Origin of the sequence: Phyllobacterium sp. OV277 (assembly GCF_900104355.1) — a bacterium.
Classification (GTDB): Bacteria; Pseudomonadota; Alphaproteobacteria; order Rhizobiales; family Rhizobiaceae; genus Phyllobacterium.
In genome coordinates this window covers 18,770-36,515 of record NZ_FNIY01000010.1, presented here as the reverse complement: position 1 = coordinate 36,515, position 17,746 = coordinate 18,770, and the positions used below count along the sequence as shown (strand labels likewise).

General features: G+C 56.3%; 17 protein-coding genes. 12 read left to right on the top strand and 5 right to left on the bottom strand.

Annotated features, from left to right (window positions below):
* Positions 1-177 precede the first annotated feature (177 nt).
* From BLU05_RS22160 to BLU05_RS22130, 7 genes are read left to right on the top strand one after another with little or no spacing between them, the layout of a single operon-like run.
* The gene (locus BLU05_RS22160) at positions 178-2,475 is read left to right on the top strand and encodes a bifunctional salicylyl-CoA 5-hydroxylase/oxidoreductase (RefSeq protein ID WP_091884981.1); all 2,298 of its coding nucleotides are present in this window, start codon (positions 178-180) and stop codon (positions 2,473-2,475) included.
* A complete protein-coding gene (locus BLU05_RS22155) occupies positions 2,476-3,240 on the top strand; it encodes an SDR family NAD(P)-dependent oxidoreductase (protein WP_091884979.1) in 765 nt (254 codons plus the stop codon).
* Positions 3,237-3,740 (top strand): MarR family winged helix-turn-helix transcriptional regulator, encoded by a 504-nt coding sequence (locus tag BLU05_RS22150; RefSeq protein ID WP_091884978.1) that lies wholly within the window; start codon positions 3,237-3,239, stop codon positions 3,738-3,740. The genes BLU05_RS22155 and BLU05_RS22150 overlap by 4 nt, the downstream gene beginning before the upstream one ends.
* Positions 3,733-4,545, top strand: a complete 813-nt coding sequence (locus tag BLU05_RS22145) for an enoyl-CoA hydratase family protein (protein ID WP_091884975.1) — start codon at positions 3,733-3,735, stop codon at positions 4,543-4,545. Before BLU05_RS22150 ends, BLU05_RS22145 begins: the two co-directional genes overlap by 8 nt.
* Before the next feature lies 1 nt (position 4,546).
* Positions 4,547-5,701, top strand: a complete 1,155-nt coding sequence (locus BLU05_RS22140) for an acyl-CoA dehydrogenase family protein (protein WP_091884972.1) — start codon at positions 4,547-4,549, stop codon at positions 5,699-5,701.
* A gap of 5 nt (positions 5,702-5,706) precedes the next feature.
* A complete protein-coding gene (locus tag BLU05_RS22135; RefSeq protein WP_091884970.1) occupies positions 5,707-7,329 on the top strand; it encodes an AMP-binding protein in 1,623 nt (540 codons plus the stop codon).
* A 51-nt stretch (positions 7,330-7,380) separates the two neighbouring features.
* Entirely contained in the window at positions 7,381-7,782 is a 402-nt protein-coding gene (locus BLU05_RS22130; RefSeq protein ID WP_091884967.1) for a RidA family protein, read from the top strand.
* Positions 7,783-7,803: 21 nt separating this feature from the next.
* On the opposite strand, the gene BLU05_RS22125 is transcribed toward BLU05_RS22130, so the two are convergent.
* Genes BLU05_RS22125 through BLU05_RS22105 form a run of 5 tightly spaced genes read right to left on the bottom strand, consistent with a single transcriptional unit; the run spans position 7,804 to position 11,815 of the window.
* Positions 7,804-8,304, bottom strand: a complete 501-nt coding sequence (locus tag BLU05_RS22125) for a GAF domain-containing protein (protein WP_091884964.1) — start codon at positions 8,302-8,304, stop codon at positions 7,804-7,806.
* Between the two features lie 21 nt (positions 8,305-8,325).
* On the bottom strand, positions 8,326-9,066 hold the full coding sequence (locus BLU05_RS22120; protein ID WP_091884962.1) for an ABC transporter ATP-binding protein: 741 nt from the start codon (positions 9,064-9,066) through the stop codon (positions 8,326-8,328).
* Positions 9,063-9,899 carry an ABC transporter ATP-binding protein gene (locus BLU05_RS22115; RefSeq protein WP_091884959.1) on the bottom strand — a complete coding sequence of 279 codons (837 nt, stop codon included), beginning with the start codon at positions 9,897-9,899 and terminating at the stop codon, positions 9,063-9,065. The genes BLU05_RS22120 and BLU05_RS22115 overlap by 4 nt, the downstream gene beginning before the upstream one ends.
* Entirely contained in the window at positions 9,896-10,801 is a 906-nt protein-coding gene (locus BLU05_RS22110; protein WP_091884956.1) for an ABC transporter permease, read from the bottom strand. Before BLU05_RS22110 ends, BLU05_RS22115 begins: the two co-directional genes overlap by 4 nt.
* Positions 10,802-10,810: 9 nt before the next feature.
* Positions 10,811-11,815, bottom strand: a complete 1,005-nt coding sequence (locus BLU05_RS22105; RefSeq protein WP_348271772.1) for an ABC transporter permease — start codon at positions 11,813-11,815, stop codon at positions 10,811-10,813.
* Between the two features lie 265 nt (positions 11,816-12,080).
* Between BLU05_RS22105 and BLU05_RS22100 the strand changes: the two genes are divergently transcribed.
* The 5 genes from BLU05_RS22100 to BLU05_RS22080 all read left to right on the top strand — a co-directional run bounded on the left by BLU05_RS22100 (position 12,081) and on the right by BLU05_RS22080 (position 17,468).
* Positions 12,081-12,662 carry a helix-turn-helix domain-containing protein gene (locus BLU05_RS22100; RefSeq protein ID WP_091884951.1) on the top strand — a complete coding sequence of 194 codons (582 nt, stop codon included), beginning with the start codon at positions 12,081-12,083 and terminating at the stop codon, positions 12,660-12,662.
* Between the two features lie 54 nt (positions 12,663-12,716).
* A complete protein-coding gene (locus tag BLU05_RS22095) occupies positions 12,717-14,309 on the top strand; it encodes an ABC transporter substrate-binding protein (protein WP_091884949.1) in 1,593 nt (530 codons plus the stop codon).
* Between the two features lie 73 nt (positions 14,310-14,382).
* Positions 14,383-15,471, top strand: coding sequence for a M24 family metallopeptidase (locus tag BLU05_RS22090; RefSeq protein WP_091884946.1), 1,089 nt, complete (start codon positions 14,383-14,385; stop codon positions 15,469-15,471).
* A 104-nt stretch (positions 15,472-15,575) separates the two neighbouring features.
* Positions 15,576-16,163, top strand: coding sequence for an ANTAR domain-containing response regulator (locus tag BLU05_RS22085; RefSeq protein ID WP_091884943.1), 588 nt, complete (start codon positions 15,576-15,578; stop codon positions 16,161-16,163).
* Between the two features lie 48 nt (positions 16,164-16,211).
* Positions 16,212-17,468, top strand: coding sequence for a CmpA/NrtA family ABC transporter substrate-binding protein (locus BLU05_RS22080; RefSeq protein ID WP_091885247.1), 1,257 nt, complete (start codon positions 16,212-16,214; stop codon positions 17,466-17,468).
* Positions 17,469-17,746: the final 278 nt, after the last annotated feature.

Below are 17,746 nucleotides of genomic sequence, written 5' to 3'. Positions count from 1 at the left end.
GTAACCATCCTTCACCTCGGTTTGGATATAGTTTTCCATATCGCATCCCCCCCTGCAGTTTGCTCTGCTTAAACTGACTATCCCCATAAATTGAAAATTATTCAAGCTTGAAATTTCATGCTTGAAATTATTTTGATGCGGTGACACGATGAGCGGGGTTTAACGGGAGTATGCCTGATGAAGATCGCTTGCCTTGGAGGAGGACCCGCCGGTCTCTATTTCGCGATCAGCATGAAGCTGCGCAATCCCGGCCACGACATCACCGTGATCGAGCGCAACAAGCCTGATGATACGTTCGGCTGGGGCGTCGTGCTTTCAAGCGAGACATTGGCGAACCTTGCGGCCAACGATCCGGTGAGTGCTGATGCGATCCGCGCGCATTTTGCCTATTGGGATGATATCGCCGTTCACTTCAAGCAGACCGAAACCGTTTCAACCGGCCATGGCTTTTGCGGCATCGGGCGCAAGAAACTGCTGATGCTTTTGCAGGACCGCGCCCGTGAACTGGGCGTAAACCTGCAATTCGAAACACCCGTTGATGATATACCGGCGCTGGCGAAGACTTATGATCTGGTCGTTGCTGCCGATGGTTTGAATTCGCGCACCCGCACGGTCTTTGCTGAACATTTCAAGCCTGAAGTTGATACCCGTAAATGCAAATTTGTCTGGCTTGGCACACACCAGAAATTCGACAACGCGTTCACCTTCATTTTCGAGGAAACCGAGCACGGCTGGGTCTGGGCGCATGCCTATCAGTTTGACGGCGATACGGCGACATTCATTGTCGAGTGCAGTCAGGAGACATGGGACAAGTTCGGCTTTGGCAGTATGAGCCAGCAGGAATCCATTGCGGTCTGCGAGCGGATTTTCGCCAAATATCTCGGCGGTCATGCATTGATGACCAATGCCACTCACATTCGCGGCTCCGCATGGATCAGTTTTCCGCGTGTTCTGTGTGAAAAATGGTCGTTTGACAATGTGGTGTTGCTGGGCGATGCGGCAGCTACAGCGCATTTTTCCATTGGTTCGGGCACAAAACTGGCGCTGGAAAGCGCGATTGCCCTCGCCAATTATCTCCATGCGGAAAAATCCATTGCAGACGCCTTCGCCAAATATGAGGACGAGCGGCGCTTGCAGGTGCTGCGGCTGCAATCGGCGGCGCGCAATTCGCTTGAATGGTTCGAGGAAGTCGAGCGCTATTTCGAGCTTGATCCGGTGCAGTTCAACTATTCACTGCTGACCCGCTCGCAGCGTATCAGCCACGAGAATTTGCGCCTGCGCGACCGGAACTGGTTGGGAAGCGCGGAAGGCTGGTTTCAGGAAAAGGCCGGCGCAAAAAAGGGAACGCGCCGCGCGCCAATGTTTGCACCGTTCAAGCTGCGCGATATGACGCTGACAAACCGCATCGTCGTCTCGCCGATGGCGCAGTACAAGGCTGTTGACGGCACGCCCACCGACTGGCACCTCGTGCATTACGGCGAGCGTGCCAAGGGCGGTGCTGGCCTCGTGACTATCGAGATGACCTGCATCAGTCCGGAAGGGCGGATCACCCCCGGTTGTACCGGCATGTACACGCCTGAGCATGAAGCGGCGTGGAAGCGCATTGTTGATTTTGTCCATGCGGAAACCGAAGCGAAGATCAGTTGTCAGCTTGGCCATTCCGGTGCGAAGGGATCGACCCGTCTTGGCTGGGAAGGAACGGATGTGCCTTTGCCTGAGGGCAACTGGCCGGTGCTTTCCGCGTCTGATTTATCTTGGTCCCCCGACAATCAGACACCAACGGCAATGACCCGCGCCGATATGGATCGTGTGCGTGATCAGTTCGTGGCTTCGGCTGAGATGGCAGACAGAGCCGGTTTTGACATGCTGGAAATCCATGCGGCGCATGGCTATTTGCTCTCGTCGTTCATAACCCCGGTGATGAATAATCGCACGGATGAATATGGCGGTTCGCTGGAAAACCGCATGCGCTATCCGCTTGAGATTTTCCGGGCGGTGCGCCTCGTCTGGCCATCGGCAAAGCCCATTTCGATGCGCATTTCCGCCAATGACTGGATGGGTGACAAAGGCATCACACCGCAAGATGCGGTTGAGATCGCACGGATGCTGCAGGAAGCCGGTGTCGATATTTGCGATGTCTCGGCTGGTCAGACCTCAGTCGATGCCAAGCCTGTCTATGGCCGCATGTTCCAGACCCCGTTTTCGGACCGTATCCGCAACGAAACGGGTATGGCGACCATGGCCGTCGGTAATATTTACGAGCCTGATCATGCCAATTCCATCCTGCTCGCCGGACGTGCTGATCTTGTCTGTCTTGCCCGCCCGCATCTGGCTGATCCCTATTGGACGTTGCATGCGGCGGTGACGCTGGGTGACAAGGGTGTGACCTGGCCAAAACCCTATTATCCCGGCCGGGATCAAATCTACCGTCTGGCGGAGCGCGCCGAAGTCATCGCTCCCATTGAGGGCGCGTAAATGGAACGGTCGCTCGCAGGTAAGATTGCGTTGGTTACCGGTGGCGGTTCCGGCGTGGGAGCAGCCATAGCGCTTGCACTGGCAGGTGAGGGCGCACGGGTTGTGATAGCGGGTCGCCGCATCGAAGCGCTTAACGAGGTTGCCGGGCAATCCAAACTGATCATTCCTATCGCTGTTGACGTAACTGACGAGGAATCCTCCCGGCTCCTGTTTGATCGTATCCAGAGCGAAACGGGTTCACTCGATATTGCAATTGCCAATGCGGGTTCGGCGACAAGCACACCATTTCAGAAGCTGGATTTGAAGACATGGCAAAGCCAGATTGATCTCAATCTGACGGGTGTTTTCCTGACCTTCCAGCATGCGCTTTCTGCCATGACAGCGAAAAATAATGGGCGGCTGATTGCCATTGCCTCGACGGCTGGTTTGAAAGGCTATCCCTATGTGGCCGCCTATGCCGCTGCCAAGCATGGTGTTATCGGGCTCGTCCAGTCACTGGCGCTGGAACTGGCAAAAACCGATATTACGGTGAACGCTGTTTGTCCGGGGTTCACCGAGACGCCGATGCTGGAACGGTCCATCGAAACCATCATGCAAAAGACCGGCAAAAGTCACGGCGAGGCAGTCGCCGCGCTTGTCGCATCCAATCCGCAGAAGCGGCTGATCCAGCCGCAGGAGATTGCGCAGACGGTGCTTTGGCTATGCGGCCCAAACTCAGGCTCGATCACCGGACAGGCCATATCCATTTCAGGAGGCGAAGTATGAGCAGCAAGAACAATCCTTCCGCCTCCCGCAAAACAGAACCTGAACAGGTGAAGCAGAGCCTGCGCGTCTGGCTGAAAATGCTGAAAGCCACCAAGCATGTCGAAGCGGTTGTTCGCGAAAACTTGCGGGTCAAGTTCGATACAACTTTGCCGCGCTTTGATGTCATGGCCGCGCTCTACCGGTTCGAAGAAGGGCTGAAGATGAGTGAGCTTTCTTCGGCGTTGAGAGTCTCAAACGGCAATGTCACCGGCATTATCGAACGGCTTGTCTCGGATGGCGCGGTGCTGCGTGTGCCCGTTGCTGGCGACAAACGCGCCATGCTGGTGCGGCTGACGCAGCGCGGCAGAGATGAGTTCGCCAAAATGGCGGCAGCGCATGAACTCTGGATCAATGAGATTTTCGGCGGCCTTCCGGGAGATGTGACAGCCGGGCTTCTCGCAACGCTGGATACAATCGAACATGCGCAGGGCTTGCACAGCGGGGAGGAACACGATGCGTGAGATGGCAAATTATAAGGCCACCCATTTCAAATGGAGCGTGACCGACGGCGTTGCAATCATCTCGCTTGATCGCCCGGAGCGCAAGAACCCACTGACCTTCGACAGCTATGCGGAACTGCGCGACTGCTTTCGCGCGCTTGTCTATGCGGACGACATCAAGGCGGTGGTTTTCGGCTCCAATGGTGGCAATTTTTGCTCCGGCGGCGATGTGCACGATATTATCGGCCCGCTTTTGAAGATGGATATGAAAAGCCTTTTGGAGTTCACCCGGATGACGGGTGATCTGGTCAAGGCGATCATGCATTGCGGCAAGCCTGTTATCGCCGCTGTCGATGGGGTCTGCGTGGGTGCGGGGGCGATCATTGCCATGGCATCAGACCTGCGCCTTGCGACACCCGTTGCCAAAACCGCGTTTCTGTTTACCCGTGTTGGCCTTGCTGGCTGCGATATGGGTGCCTGTGCGATCCTGCCGCGCATTATCGGGCAGGGCCGGGCTGCCGACCTGCTTTACACCGGACGCAGCATGTCCGCCGAGGAAGGCGAGCGCTGGGGTTTTTATAACCGGATTGTTGATGCGCAAACGCTGGATGACGAGGCCTTCAAACTGGCAAAACGCCTCGCCGATGGTCCGACATTTGGCCATATGATGACCAAGACCATGCTCAATCAGGAATGGTCCATGTCCATCGATCAGGCCATCGAGGCGGAAGCGCAGGCGCAGGCGCTTTGTATGCAGACGCAGGATTTCCAGCGGGCCTATGACGCCTTCGTCGCGCATCAGACCCCAGTCTTCAAGGGCGATTGAGATGATTGATCGCAGTTTTCTGTCATGGCCGTTTTTCGAGGATGTGCATCGCCAGCTTGCCGATGTGGTGGAAGCATGGGCGGTTGCCAATACGGGCCATATCGATCACGAGAACACCGACGACGCCTGTCGAGGTCTTGTTGCAAAGCTCGGAGAAGCCGGGTTGCTCAGGCATACGGCGGTTGATCCTGATGCCACGAGTAAGCTTGATGTACGCAGCCTGTGCATCATTCGCGAGACTCTGGCGCGGCATGATGGGCTTGCTGATTTCGCCTTTGCCATGCAGGGACTTGGCACTGGCGCGCTGTCCCTGTTTGGCACCGATGCGCAAAAGCAATTCTGGCTGACGAAAACCCGCGCGGGCAAGGCACTTTCGGCTTTCGCGCTCAGCGAGCCGCAGTCCGGCTCCGATGTGGCCAATCTGGAATTGTCGGCAGTGCGTGACGGTGACGGCTTTGTGCTCAATGGCGAAAAGACATGGATTTCCAATGGCGGGATCGCCGATGTCTATACGGTGTTTGCCCGCACGGGCGAGGGCGAAGGTGCCAAGGGCATCTCTGCCTTTATCGTGCCTGCCGATACGCCCGGGCTGATCATTGCCGAACGCCTTGAAGTGATCGCTCCGCACCCGCTGGCGCGGCTTGTCTTTGACAATTGCCGCATACCAGCCTCGGCGCTAGTAGGCGCGCCGGGTCAGGGCTTCCGCATTGCCATGTCAGTGCTTGATGTTTTCCGCTCCACTGTTGCTGCGGCAGCGCTGGGTTTTGCTCGCCGTGCACTGGATGAAGCGGTAAGCCGTGCCAATGGTCGTAACCTGTTCGGTGCGCCGATGTCCGACCTCCAAATGGTGCAGGGGCATATCGCCGATATGGCTGTCGATATCGATGCGGCGGCGCTGCTCGTCTACCGGGCGGCGTGGCTCAAGGACAGCGGCGCCGAACGGGTCAGCCGGGAAGCCGCCATGGCCAAGCTTTATGCCACCGACCGCGCGCAAAGCGTAATCGACAAGGCGGTTCAGATTCACGGTGGAGATGGTGTTCGCAAAGGCAGCGTTGTCGAGCGCCTTTACCGGGAAATCAGGGCATTGCGCATCTATGAAGGTGCGTCGGACGTTCAAAAAATAATCATCGCAAGGCATGAACTTGCAAGGGGATAAAGAGAATGTTGGGACCATCGGCGCATACGGATCACTTTACCCGCGATAATCTTCCTCCATTGGAGGAATGGCCTGAGCTGCTGATGGAAAATTTCCAGTACCCGGAATGGCTGAACGCCGCCGTGGAACTGACCGATGCCATGGTCGCCAAAGGTTTCGGCGACAATACCGCGCTGATCGGCAACGGCCGCCGCCGGACCTATAAGGAATTGACTGACTGGACCAACCGCATCGCCCATGCGCTCGTCGAAAATTACGGTGTTGAGCCGGGTAATCGCGTTCTCATCCGCTCCGCCAACAACCCGGCTATGGTTGCCTGCTGGCTGGCGGCAACCAAGGTTGGTGCGGTTGTTGTTAATACGATGCCGATGCTGCGGGTGGGGGAACTTACCCAGATCGTCGATAAGGCTGAGATATCTTTGGCGCTGTGCGATACGCGCCTGCTTGAAGACATGGAAACCTGTGCCAAATCCAGCAAGTTTCTGAAAAAGGTCGTCGGCTTTGATGGAACCGCCAATCACGAGGCGGAACTGGACCGGATCGCACTCGACAAATCTGTTCGTTTCGAAGCTGTGAAAACCGGCCGCGATGATGTTGCGCTGCTTGGTTTCACCTCAGGCACCACGGGTGAACCCAAGGCGACCATGCATTTTCATCGTGATCTTCTGATCATTGCCGATGGCTATGCCAAGGAAGTGCTGGGTGTTCGCCCTGATGATATTTTTGTCGGCTCGCCGCCGCTGGCCTTTACCTTCGGTCTTGGTGGTCTTGCGATTTTTCCCCTGCGCTTCGGCGCAGCGGCGACCCTTTTGGAACAGGCAACGCCGCCAAAGATGATCGATATTATCGAGACCTATAAGGCAACGATCAGCTTTACCGCACCCACCGCCTACCGCGTCATGTTGCAGGCGATGAATGAGGGTGCAGATTTGTCTTCCCTGCGTATCGCGGTTTCGGCGGGTGAGACATTGCCAGCGCCCATCTACGAAGCGTGGATGCAGAAGACCGGCAAGCCACTGCTTGATGGCATCGGCGCAACGGAAATGCTGCATATTTTCATCAGCAACCGGCTGGAGGATTCAGGTCCGGGTAAAACCGGCAAGCCCGTCAGCGGATATCAGGCTGTGATTGTCGATGAGGGGATGAAAGAAGTACCGCACGGCGAAATCGGCCGGCTTGCGGTGCGCGGGCCGATCGGTTGCCGCTATCTCGCCGACAAGCGCCAGAAGAATTATGTCCGCGATGGCTGGAATCTTACCGGCGATTCCTTCTTTCAGGACGAGGACGGTTATTTCCACTTTGCCGCGCGCTCCGACGATATGATCATCTCGGCTGGCTACAATATTGCCGGGCCGGAAGTGGAAGCGGCACTGCTCGCACACCCTGACGTCAGTGAATGCGCTGTTATCGGTGCGCCCGATGAAACCCGTGGCCAGATCGTTCAGGCGCATGTGGTTCTGCGGGCCGATGTGGCAGCGACGGATGAAACGATCAAACGCTTGCAGGACCATGTCAAACAGGTCATAGCGCCCTACAAATATCCACGCTCCATCAAGTTTCTCGATGCGCTGCCCAAGACAGCGACAGGAAAAATACAGCGCTTCCAGTTGCGCAAGGCATATCAGTAGCAGCGTCAGGCACAGGACGTATTCCAGAAAGAAATCAGGTAGGAAACCGGAATGGCAGAGATCATACATCCGCAGGGCTGGCCAGCGGCAAAGGGTTATGCAAACGGCATGGCAGCCGAAGGCAAAGTCATCTTTGTCGGGGGGCAGATCGGCTGGACCAAGGACCAGATTTTTGAGACGGATGATTTCGTCGAGCAGGCCGAACAGGCGATGCGCAATATCGTCGATGTGCTTGCAAGCGCCGGTGCGCAGACGACCGATCTTGTGCGGCTGACCTGGTTCATCACCGACAAAAAGACCTATGTGGCCGAGCAGAAGCGGCTGGGCGAAGCCTATCGCCGGGTTTTCGGACGGCATTTTCCAGCAATGACATTGGTACAGGTTGTTGCGCTGCTTGAGGATCGCGCGTTGATTGAGATCGAGGCAACCGCGGTCATTCCTGCCCGCTCATAGAGCGAGCAGGACTATGCGGCATTACGCGGACTTGCTGGCAGCAAGGAACGCCAGCTTGGCGGGTAGTGCCAGAAGCTTGGAAAGCTCAACACGTTCTGGCGTATAGTGATGCTCTACGTCGAGACAATTGACGGTGCCGAGCAGTTCGCCTGCAATGACCACGGGAATATTGATCACTGAACCGCAGCCGAGCGCCCAGATCGTTTCATGATCTGAAAACACCGTCGCAATGTCGGCAATGGTATTGGCAACGAAGGACTGGCGCTCCTTGTGTACCGTATCGAACCAGCGGTCATAATGGATCGGCTTGGTGCCTGATACCGGGTAGCTCTTGGCATCCGAGGTATATTCGCGGCGCGCCAGTTCATTCTTCATGTCGACGGTCATGATGGTGAACAGCTTGGCGCCGATGATCTTTTGCGACAGCACCTGCAATGCCTGCCATGGGCCGTCGGTGCTTGTGTCATTGGCGATATCAGCATCAAATTCGGCCAAAGCCGTTGCTATGTCTTCCTGTGTCATTTCCTGATCCTTGATCGTTTTTCAACCCGTATGTGCGACGCTGATTTCCATCAGTTCACGCGAGTAGGTTTCTTTCAGCGCACCGCGCTTGAGTTCAGCCACGTCGGCTATTTCGACAATCCGCCCATGGCGCATGACAGCCAGCCGGTCACAGAGAAACGAGACGACGGGCAGATTGTGCGTCACCATGAGGAAGGTGAGGTTCTGTTCGCGGCGCAAGCGTTTGAGCAGATTGAGAATTTCCGCCTGCACCGAAACATCGAGCGCCGAGGTCGGCTCATCCAGCAGCAATAGCTTGGGTTCAAGCATCAGGGCGCGGGCTATGGCAACACGCTGGCGCTGGCCGCCAGACAGTTGGTGGGGATAGCGGAAGCGGAATTTGCGGTCGAGCCCGACGGCTACGAGAATATCCTCAACACGGCTGTTCTGACTGCCGATACCGTGAACGGCCAGCGGTTCGCTCAGGATGGCATCAACCGTCTTGCGCGGATGCAGGGAACCATAGGGGTCCTGAAACACCATCTGGCAATGCTTAGCGAAATGCTGATCAATGCCATGGCTGCGCGGTTGGCCAAAGGCGGTGATTGATCCCGTCCATTGCGGCGCAAGCCCGGCAACAGCTTTCAGAACCGTTGATTTACCCGAGCCGCTTTCGCCGACCAGAGCAAAGCTTTCACCCTCAGCAATATCAAGGCTGATGCTGTGGGTGATCTGTGTCTCGCCATAGGAAATGTCGAGATTGTTCAAGACGAGTGCGCTCATTTGGCCGCCCATGCATTGCGGTCGAGAACGGGCAACTCGTCGCGGGTTTCGTCCAGCCGGGGAATGGCCGCAATCAGCCCGCGCGTATAGGGATGTGTGGCGTTGCGTAGCTCTCCTGCCTTGCATTCCTCAACGATTTTGCCGGTATTCATAACCAGAATGCGGTCGCAATAGCTTGAAACAAGGTTGAGGTCATGGCTGATGAAGATCAGCCCCATGCCCTTGCGCTTGACCTGTTCATCAATGATATCAAGCACCTGCGCCTGCACCGAAACATCAAGCGCGGAGGTGGGCTCATCGGCAATCAGCAGATCGGGTTCGGGGATCAGCATCATGGCGATCATCACGCGCTGACCCATGCCGCCGGATATTTCATGCGGATAGAGCGTGGCGACACGTTCCGGATCGGCGATGCGCACAGCCTCCAGCATGGAAAGCACGCGCTGTTGGGTTTCCCGGCGTGGCAGGCGTTTGTGGGTTTGCAGCGCTTCGGCAATCTGCTCGCCGACAGTCATAACAGGGTTGAGCGAGAATTTCGGGTCCTGCATCACCATGGAGATGCGCGCGCCGCGAATACTGCGCATTGCCTTCTCCGACTGCTTGTTCAGATCGATACCGTCAAAGCGGAATGTGTCGGCACTGACCTTACCGGGTGCGCGGATGAGTTTGAGGATGGCGCGGCCGGTCATCGATTTGCCCGACCCGCTTTCGCCAACAATGCCAAGCCGTTCACGGCCAAGGGTGAAGGAGATGCCGCGCACCACGTCAATCGGACCCTTGGGCGTGGGAAAGGTGACGCGCAGATTGTCGATCTCAAGCAGGGGCGTACTCAATGCTGTTCTCCGCTCTTGGGATCAAGGACATCGCGCAAACCATCGCCGAGGAAGCAAAAGCCAAGGCTGACAATGATGATGGCAAAGCCCGGCATGGTCGCCACCCACCACTGATCCAGAATGAAGGAGCGGCCACGCGCAATCATTGCACCCCATTCGGGCAGGGGAGGCTGCGCGCCAAGGCCGATGAAACCAAGGCCTGCGGCGGTCAGGATGATACCGGCCATATCAAGCGTGACGCGCACGATCATTGACGAGGTACATAGCGGCAGCACATGGCCGAGAATAACCCGCAGCGAGGAAGCACCTTGCAGGCGAATGGCGGCGATGAATTCCGAGTTCTTGAAGGTCAGCGTTTCCGCCCGGGCAATGCGGGCATAGCCGGGCCACGACGTGATGGCGATGGCAATAATGGCGTTTTCGATGCCGGGTCCAAGTGCCGCCACCAGTGCCAAAGCTAAAATGAGTTTGGGCATGGAGAGGAAAATATCGGTGATGCCCATCAGAACGCGATCAATCCAGCCGCCGAAATATCCGGCGACTGCCCCGATAATCAGCCCGGCGGGCGCGGCAAGCACCGCTACCAGCACAACAATGACCAGTGTGATGCGCGCACCATAGACAACACGCGACCAGATATCCCGGCCAAGTTCGTCCGTGCCCATCCAGTTGATACCACCTGGCGGTAACAGGCGCTGCGCCAGATCCTGTTTCAGCGGATCATGGGTTGCGATCAGCGGCGCGAATATTGCCGTGAGGATCAGCACCAGAATGATGATTGCACCGACAGCCGCCAGTGGATTGCGCGAGAGCGCACCGCATATCCGGTAAAGGCGGCCGAGACGGGCCTGCATCCGCGAAGCGGGGCTATCGTCGATCAGCCAGCTATGTACATTTGCCATCGATGCCTCCTAACGCGCGCGGGGATCAAGGACGCGATAGAGCACGTCGGAAATCTTGTTGATGCCAATGAATACCGCACCGATAACGAGCGTTGCGCCAAGCACGGCGGACATATCCGCATTGAGCAGCGCCACGGTCAGATAATTGCCGATACCCGGCCAGGAAAAGATTGTCTCGATCATGACGGAACCTTCCAGCAATGCAGCATAGGAAAGGCCGATGACGGTGATCAGCGGAACCAGAATAGGCCGGAATGCATGGCGCCAGATGACAAGCCGTTCCGATACGCCTTTGACGCGTGCAGTGGTCACATATTCCTGTGACAGCTGGTCAAGCATGAAGGAGCGCGTCATGCGCGCGATATAGGCAAGGCTGAAGAAACCAAGCACTGATGCGGGAAGGGCGAGATGCCAGAGCGCATTGACGAAAATCTCGGTTTCACCTGCCAGCAGGCTGTCGATCAGCACAATACCCGTGACCGGATCGACCAACCCGTCATAGAAAATATCGAGGCGGCCGGGACCTGCGACCCATTTCAGGCGGGCATAGAAAACTGCAAGTCCAACGAGGCCAAGCCAGAAGGCGGGAACCGCATAGCCCAGCAGTCCGACCACGCGGATGGTCTGATCAACCAGACTGCCCCGGCGGCTGGCGGCATAGACCCCCATGGGAACGCCGAGCAGCACACCGATGATGATGCCAAGTGTGGCCATTTCGAGCGTTGCCGGAAAGACGCGCTTCAGATCGTCCAGAACGGGTTTGCCCGTTGATACGGATGTACCGAGATCGCCCCGAAGCACCGAGCCGACATAATGGAAGAATTGTACGAGGGCTGGTTGGTCGAACCCCATCTGTATCCGCGCCGCTTCATAGACTGCGCGCGGCGCGCGGTCGCCAACCACAGCCAGAACCGGATCAATGGGGACAACACGGCCAATGAAGAAGGTGATGGCCAACAGTCCGAGAAAGGTGATGAGCACGGAGATGACAAAGCCCCCCAGCCCGAAGATCAGGCGCGCACTCCGGCTCTTGCGAAAGCCCGGCCGCTTGGCCGCCTTGGTGGCAATACCTGCCAATGTTTCGGATTCGAATGCCAAATCCTGTGCCTTCCCATTCTTGACACCTGGGTTGGCCCATTCGTGTCGACTGTTCCCGTCGATCCCGGTCTAAAATTCAGGGGTGCGGATGCATTTTGCCTGAGCCTGCCGAAGATTCTGCTTGGACCATACAAAAATTTTTGCTTAGATCAAAGAAATTTTACTAAGAGTGGAATCGCCCATGTCATCCGAGGTCCGCAACACAGACAAACAGCCCAAGATCGGGGCTATGATCCGCGCACGGCGGCGTCAATTGCAGCTGACATTGCAGGAAATCTGCGATGCCGCAGGCATCTCAGTCGGATATCTCAGTCAGGTTGAACGGGATCATGCCACACCGTCGCTGGGAACGCTCGCGCAGATTTCGCGCAGCCTCGATGTCGGGATGGATTATTTTATTGCCACCCCGAACGTGGAAGACGCGCTGACACGCCAGGGCGAGCGGCAGAAATATTCGGTCGACGGTTCCTCCATTGTTTACGAGCAGATCGCTACGGATTTTGCCGGGAACATTCTTTCATCTGTCATCATGCATATACCGGCGGGTTACCGCTCCGAAACGGTCAGCCATGAGGGCGAAGAAATCCTCTATGTGCTTGAAGGTGTCATTACCCATCAGCTTGACGATGAAGAAGTGGTGCTCTCGACCGGTGACAGCCTGCATTTTCGCGGCAACCGGCCCCATGCGTGGTGGAATGATACGGACAAGACGGCGCGGGTTCTCTGGACAGGGACATTGCCCATATTCCGGACCCGCCTTTAGACCGCTTCAACAAAAACAACCCAATAACAATAACAATCCAGAGGAGAATGAAGAATGAAACTGTTCAAGGCGGCACTGTTTGCCGCTTCCATTATATCCGCATCTGCGCCGCTTACCGCCCATGCGGCAACCCCCGGAAATGCATTGGTTGTGGCCCAGAATATCGACGATATCGTCAGTATCGATCCGGCTGAAGCCTATGAGTTCACCTCGGGCGAATATGTAACCCAGACCTATGACCGTCTGGTGCAATATGATGCGCCTGACGTAAAGACGCTGGCACCGGGTCTGGCGACGGAGTGGAAGGTGGATGATGCCGCCAAGACCATCACCTTTACCCTGCGCGACGGCGTAAAATTCACCTCGGGCAATCCGCTACGGGCTGATGATGTAGTCTATTCCTGGAAGCGCGTTATTGCACTGAACAAGGCCCCGGCTTTCATACTTGCCCAGCTGGGCTGGACTGCTGATAATTTCGACAAGATGGTCACCGCATCCGGCAACACGGTTGTCGTTAAATATGATGGCGATTTCTCTTCGGCCTTTGTGCTCAACGTTCTTGCTGCGCGTCCTGCCTCTGTCATCGACGCGGTGACGGTTAAGGCCAACGAAGCCAATGGCGATATGGGCAATACGTGGCTCAAGTCCAATTCCGCCGGAACCGGCCCGTTTGTCCTCAAAGCATTCCGTCCGGCGGAGATCATCAACCTTACAGGCAATCCTAATTATTTCGCGGGTGCACCGGCAATGAAGTCGGTCATTATCCGCCATGTGGCCGAAGCTGCGACCCAGCAATTGCTGCTTGAGTCTGGTGATGTGGACATTGCCAAGAACCTGACACCGGATCAGGTCGCCAGCCTTTCCACCAAGGGCACAGTGAATGTCGAGACCTATCCGCAGGCGGCCGTGCATTTTCTCAGCTTGAACCAGAAGGATGAGGCGCTGACCAACCCGGCGATTTGGGAGGCGGCGCGCTATCTCGTCAATTACAAGGGCATGACTGACTCGTTCCTCAAGGGACAGATGCAGGTGCATCAGGCATTCTGGCCAGCCGGTTTCCCGGGCTCACTGGATGATACGCCCTATACCTATGATCCTGCCAAGGCGAAGAAAATCCTTGCCGATGCCGGTGTGAAAACCCCTGTTAATGTCACGCTTGATGTGATCAATTCAACGCCATTCACCGATATGGCGCAGTCGTTGCAGGCGGGTTTTGCCGAAGCCGGGATCAACTTCAACATCATTCCCGGCACGGGCAGTCAGGTCATCACGAAGTACCGTGCCCGTACCCATGAGGCCATGCTGCTCTATTGGGGCCCTGACTTCATGGACCCTGATTCAAACGCCAAGGCATTTGCCTTCAACGAGGATAATTCCGACGGCAATTACCAGTCGACAACCACATGGCGCAATGGCTGGGCCGTACCGGCTGAACTCAATGCTGAAACCAAGGCAGCCCGCGCCGAAGCCGACCAAACCAAGCGTAACCAGATGTATGTTGATCTGCAGAAAAAAGTGCAGGAGAAATCACCGATTATTGTGATGTTCCAGGCGGCGACACAGGTAGCGCTCGCCAAGAATGTGACGGGTTATGTCAACGGCGCAACTTCGGATTTCGTCTTCTACCGCCTCGTGAAGAAAAACTAAGCAAAACGGTTTCAGGGTCGCCCGGATTGCCGGGCGGCTCATATCCAACGTCCATATCAACGGGAATAGAAAAATGTCTGAACTTCGGATGACGCGCCTGCGCGAACGCATGGCTGAAACCGGAACCGATCTTGTCGTGGTCGGTCCTTCCTCACATATGGTCTGGCTTGCCGGGCTTTCGCCCCATGGTGATGAGCGGCCAGTGTTGCTGATTGTCAGCAAAGACCATGCCGGGCTGCTGATGCCTGCGCTCAATGCGGACAGTTCGCGTCAGCATACGGATCTGCCATTCTATCCATGGACCGACGGTGAAGGTCCCGATGCGGCGCTTGCCGCACTGCTGAAAGATGCGGGTGCGTCGAAGCCCGGTATCAAGATTGCCCTTGATGAAACGATGCGTGCAGATTTTGCGCTGCTCGTCATCGATGTATTGCCGGGTGCCAAGCGCACTTTCCTCAATGATACGGTCGGCTATCTGCGCGCCCGCAAGGATGAGGCTGAGTATGCGGCTCTCAAGGCCAACGCCCTTATCAATGATGGGGCGATGCGTGCGGCTTTTGCTGCATTGAAACCGGGTGTTACCGAGCAGGAAATCGCTGGCGTGGTCAGAGATTTCTACAAGGCCAACAATGCAAAGCCTGAGTTCACCAGCGTCTGCTTTGGTGAGAATGGTGCATTCCCTCACCACCATACCGGCGAGCGCAAGTTGAAAGCCAATGAAGCTGTGCTGATCGATATTGGCGGGCGCAGTGATGGCTATCCCAGCGATATGACCCGCGTTGCCGTCTGCGGCGAAACGCCAGAGGATTTCGATAAGGTGCATGCGGTGCTTGATCGTGCGGTCGAGGCGGCCATTGCTGCGGCCAAACCCGGCGTTGCCGCCAGGGAAGTCGACAAGGCAGCGCGCGATGTGATCACCGAGGCGGGTTACGGCGAATTCTTCCTGCACCGTACCGGCCATGGCATGGGCATCGATATCCACGAGCCGCCCTACATCACCGCAACCTCCGAAGCCATTCTCGAAGATGGGCACGTATTCTCCATTGAACCGGGCATTTATCTCAGTGGCAAATTTGGCCTCCGGCTGGAAGAGATCGTGATCATCCGTGGCAACAGGGCGGAAGTCCTGTCCGAACTGCCGAGAACGGCTTTCAAAGCTTGATAATAGAAGGCCGTTTCGCAACCGAAACGGCCTTTACCTTCTACTTTTGGCTCTGTGTCTTAATGTAGCATTGCACAATTTGAGTGCATGCGCAAAATTAAGGCATGTCCGCTTCGCTATCGATCATGGTCTTTGACGAAAACCGTATCCGCGCTTCAATTATTGAAGAGGGATTGCGGGAGGCGGGCCATGACCGCGTGGTGGTTTTGCATGATATTGCCGGTCTTGCGCGTCAGATCGAGCAGATTCAGCCCGATGTCATCGTCATCGATATCGAGACACCCAATCGGGATATGCTGGAGCATCTTTTTCAGCTTAGCCGCTCCGTGCGCAAACCGATTGCCATGTTTGTCGATAGTTCCGACAGTTCCTCAATCGAGGCTGCGGTGGATGCCGGTGTTTCCGCTTACGTGGTTGATGGTCTGAAGAAAGAACGTGTCAAACCCATTCTCGATATGGCGGTGAGCCGTTTTAAAGCATTCAGCCGTCTGCAGCAGGAGCTGGCCGAGGCAAAAACGGCGCTGGAAGAACGCAAGATCATTGAGCGCGCCAAGGGTATTTTGATGAAATCGCGCAAAATATCTGAAGAAGAGGCTTATTCGCTGCTGCGGCAGACAGCCATGAACGAGAAGAAGAAGCTTTCCGATATCGCACAAAGCGTGGTCATGGCGGCAGCCATGCTCGGAAGCTAGGAAGAGAGGTCGGCCGTGAGTTTTATCGGGACGAACAATGGCCAGAGCATGGGCGGTGGATTGGCGGCGCCATCGGCGATGCGCAGTGAAGGCGTCCGCGTGGTCAGGGCCGGTTTCATTCCGCTTGTCGATGCGTCTGTTCTCATTGCGGCTGCGGAATTCGGGTTTGCCGCGCGCGAAGGCATTCAGCTCGAACTGGTGAAGGATGTTTCCTGGGCCAATATCCGGGACCGGCTCGCCTTCCGGCAGTTTGACGTCGCGCATATGCTTGCGCCCATGCCCGTTGCATCTGCTTTGAATCTTGGATCGAACCCTTCGCCTGTCATTACGCCGTTCACCCTTGGCCGAGGCGGCAATGCCATCACCCTTTCAGTTAATCTCTATCGCCGCATGCAGGCGTTGGCGGATCTTACCGGTGACGAGGGCGCGCTTGCCAACGCCGAAGCCCTGAAACTTGTCATTGACGATATCAAGGTGCGGGGTGAACCGCTGCCGGTGCTGGGCACGACCTATCCATTTTCATCGCATAATTATGAACTGCGCTATTGGCTGGCGGCGGGTGGCATTCACCCGGATCGCGACGTCAAACTGGTGGTCGTGCCGCCGCCCATGACCTCGGATGCCCTGTCGGCTGGAGCCATCGATGGTTTCTGCGTTGGTGCGCCGTGGAATATGGTGGCTGTCGCCCGCGAAGTCGGAAGAATTGTCGCCGTCAAGGAAGATATCTGGCCGTCTAGCCCGGAAAAGGTCATTGGTGTTCGACCCGAATGGGCTGACAGCAACCCGGAAACATTGGCGCGATTGATCGTCGCTCTCGACCGTGCGGCGGCATGGTGCGATGTGCCTGATAATCGCCGCGAGCTTGCGCAGGTTCTGTCAGAGCCCCGTTATATCGATACATCGGAAGATATTCTGCACCGGGTGCTGCTTGGGCGTTTCACCACCGACCCCGATGGACACGAGCGAACAGTGCCTGACTATTTCTCGTTTCACCGGAACGCCGCGAACTTCCCTTGGGTCAGTCAGGCACAATGGATATTCAGTCAGATGATCCGGTGGGGGCAGGTGGCGCATTCGCCGGAAAGACAGGGGAAGGTGGCGACGGCTTTTCGTCCTGATCTCTATCGCAATGCGCTCGGACCGCGTTCGGATATCCCGGTTGAAGACATGCGGGTTGAAGGCGGGCATCGCGCGGATGGTTTTATCGATGGGGCGATATTTGATCCACAGAACATCCCCGAATATCTCAAGGGTTTTCAGGTTCATAATCTTGAAACACGCGTCGCAGGGGATGACGAAGTCTGATGCGCAAAATTTGTGCTCTGCACAATAAATAAGCGCAATCACATGTGCATCTGCACATTTCGACTGCGGTCATCTGCTTCCGATCCGAATGTGAAAATGCTAAGGATGTATATAAATATCAATAATTACAATATCTTATAAATTTTCTAATCAACTGGCACGCATATTGCTTTTATAAAACCGTTCCGTCAACGAAGACAGGAACCGCGAGCATCGCCATCAGATGCTTTCAAAGACACAGACGTCGCTTGGACGAGTTCATTCACCTCACAGTGGGA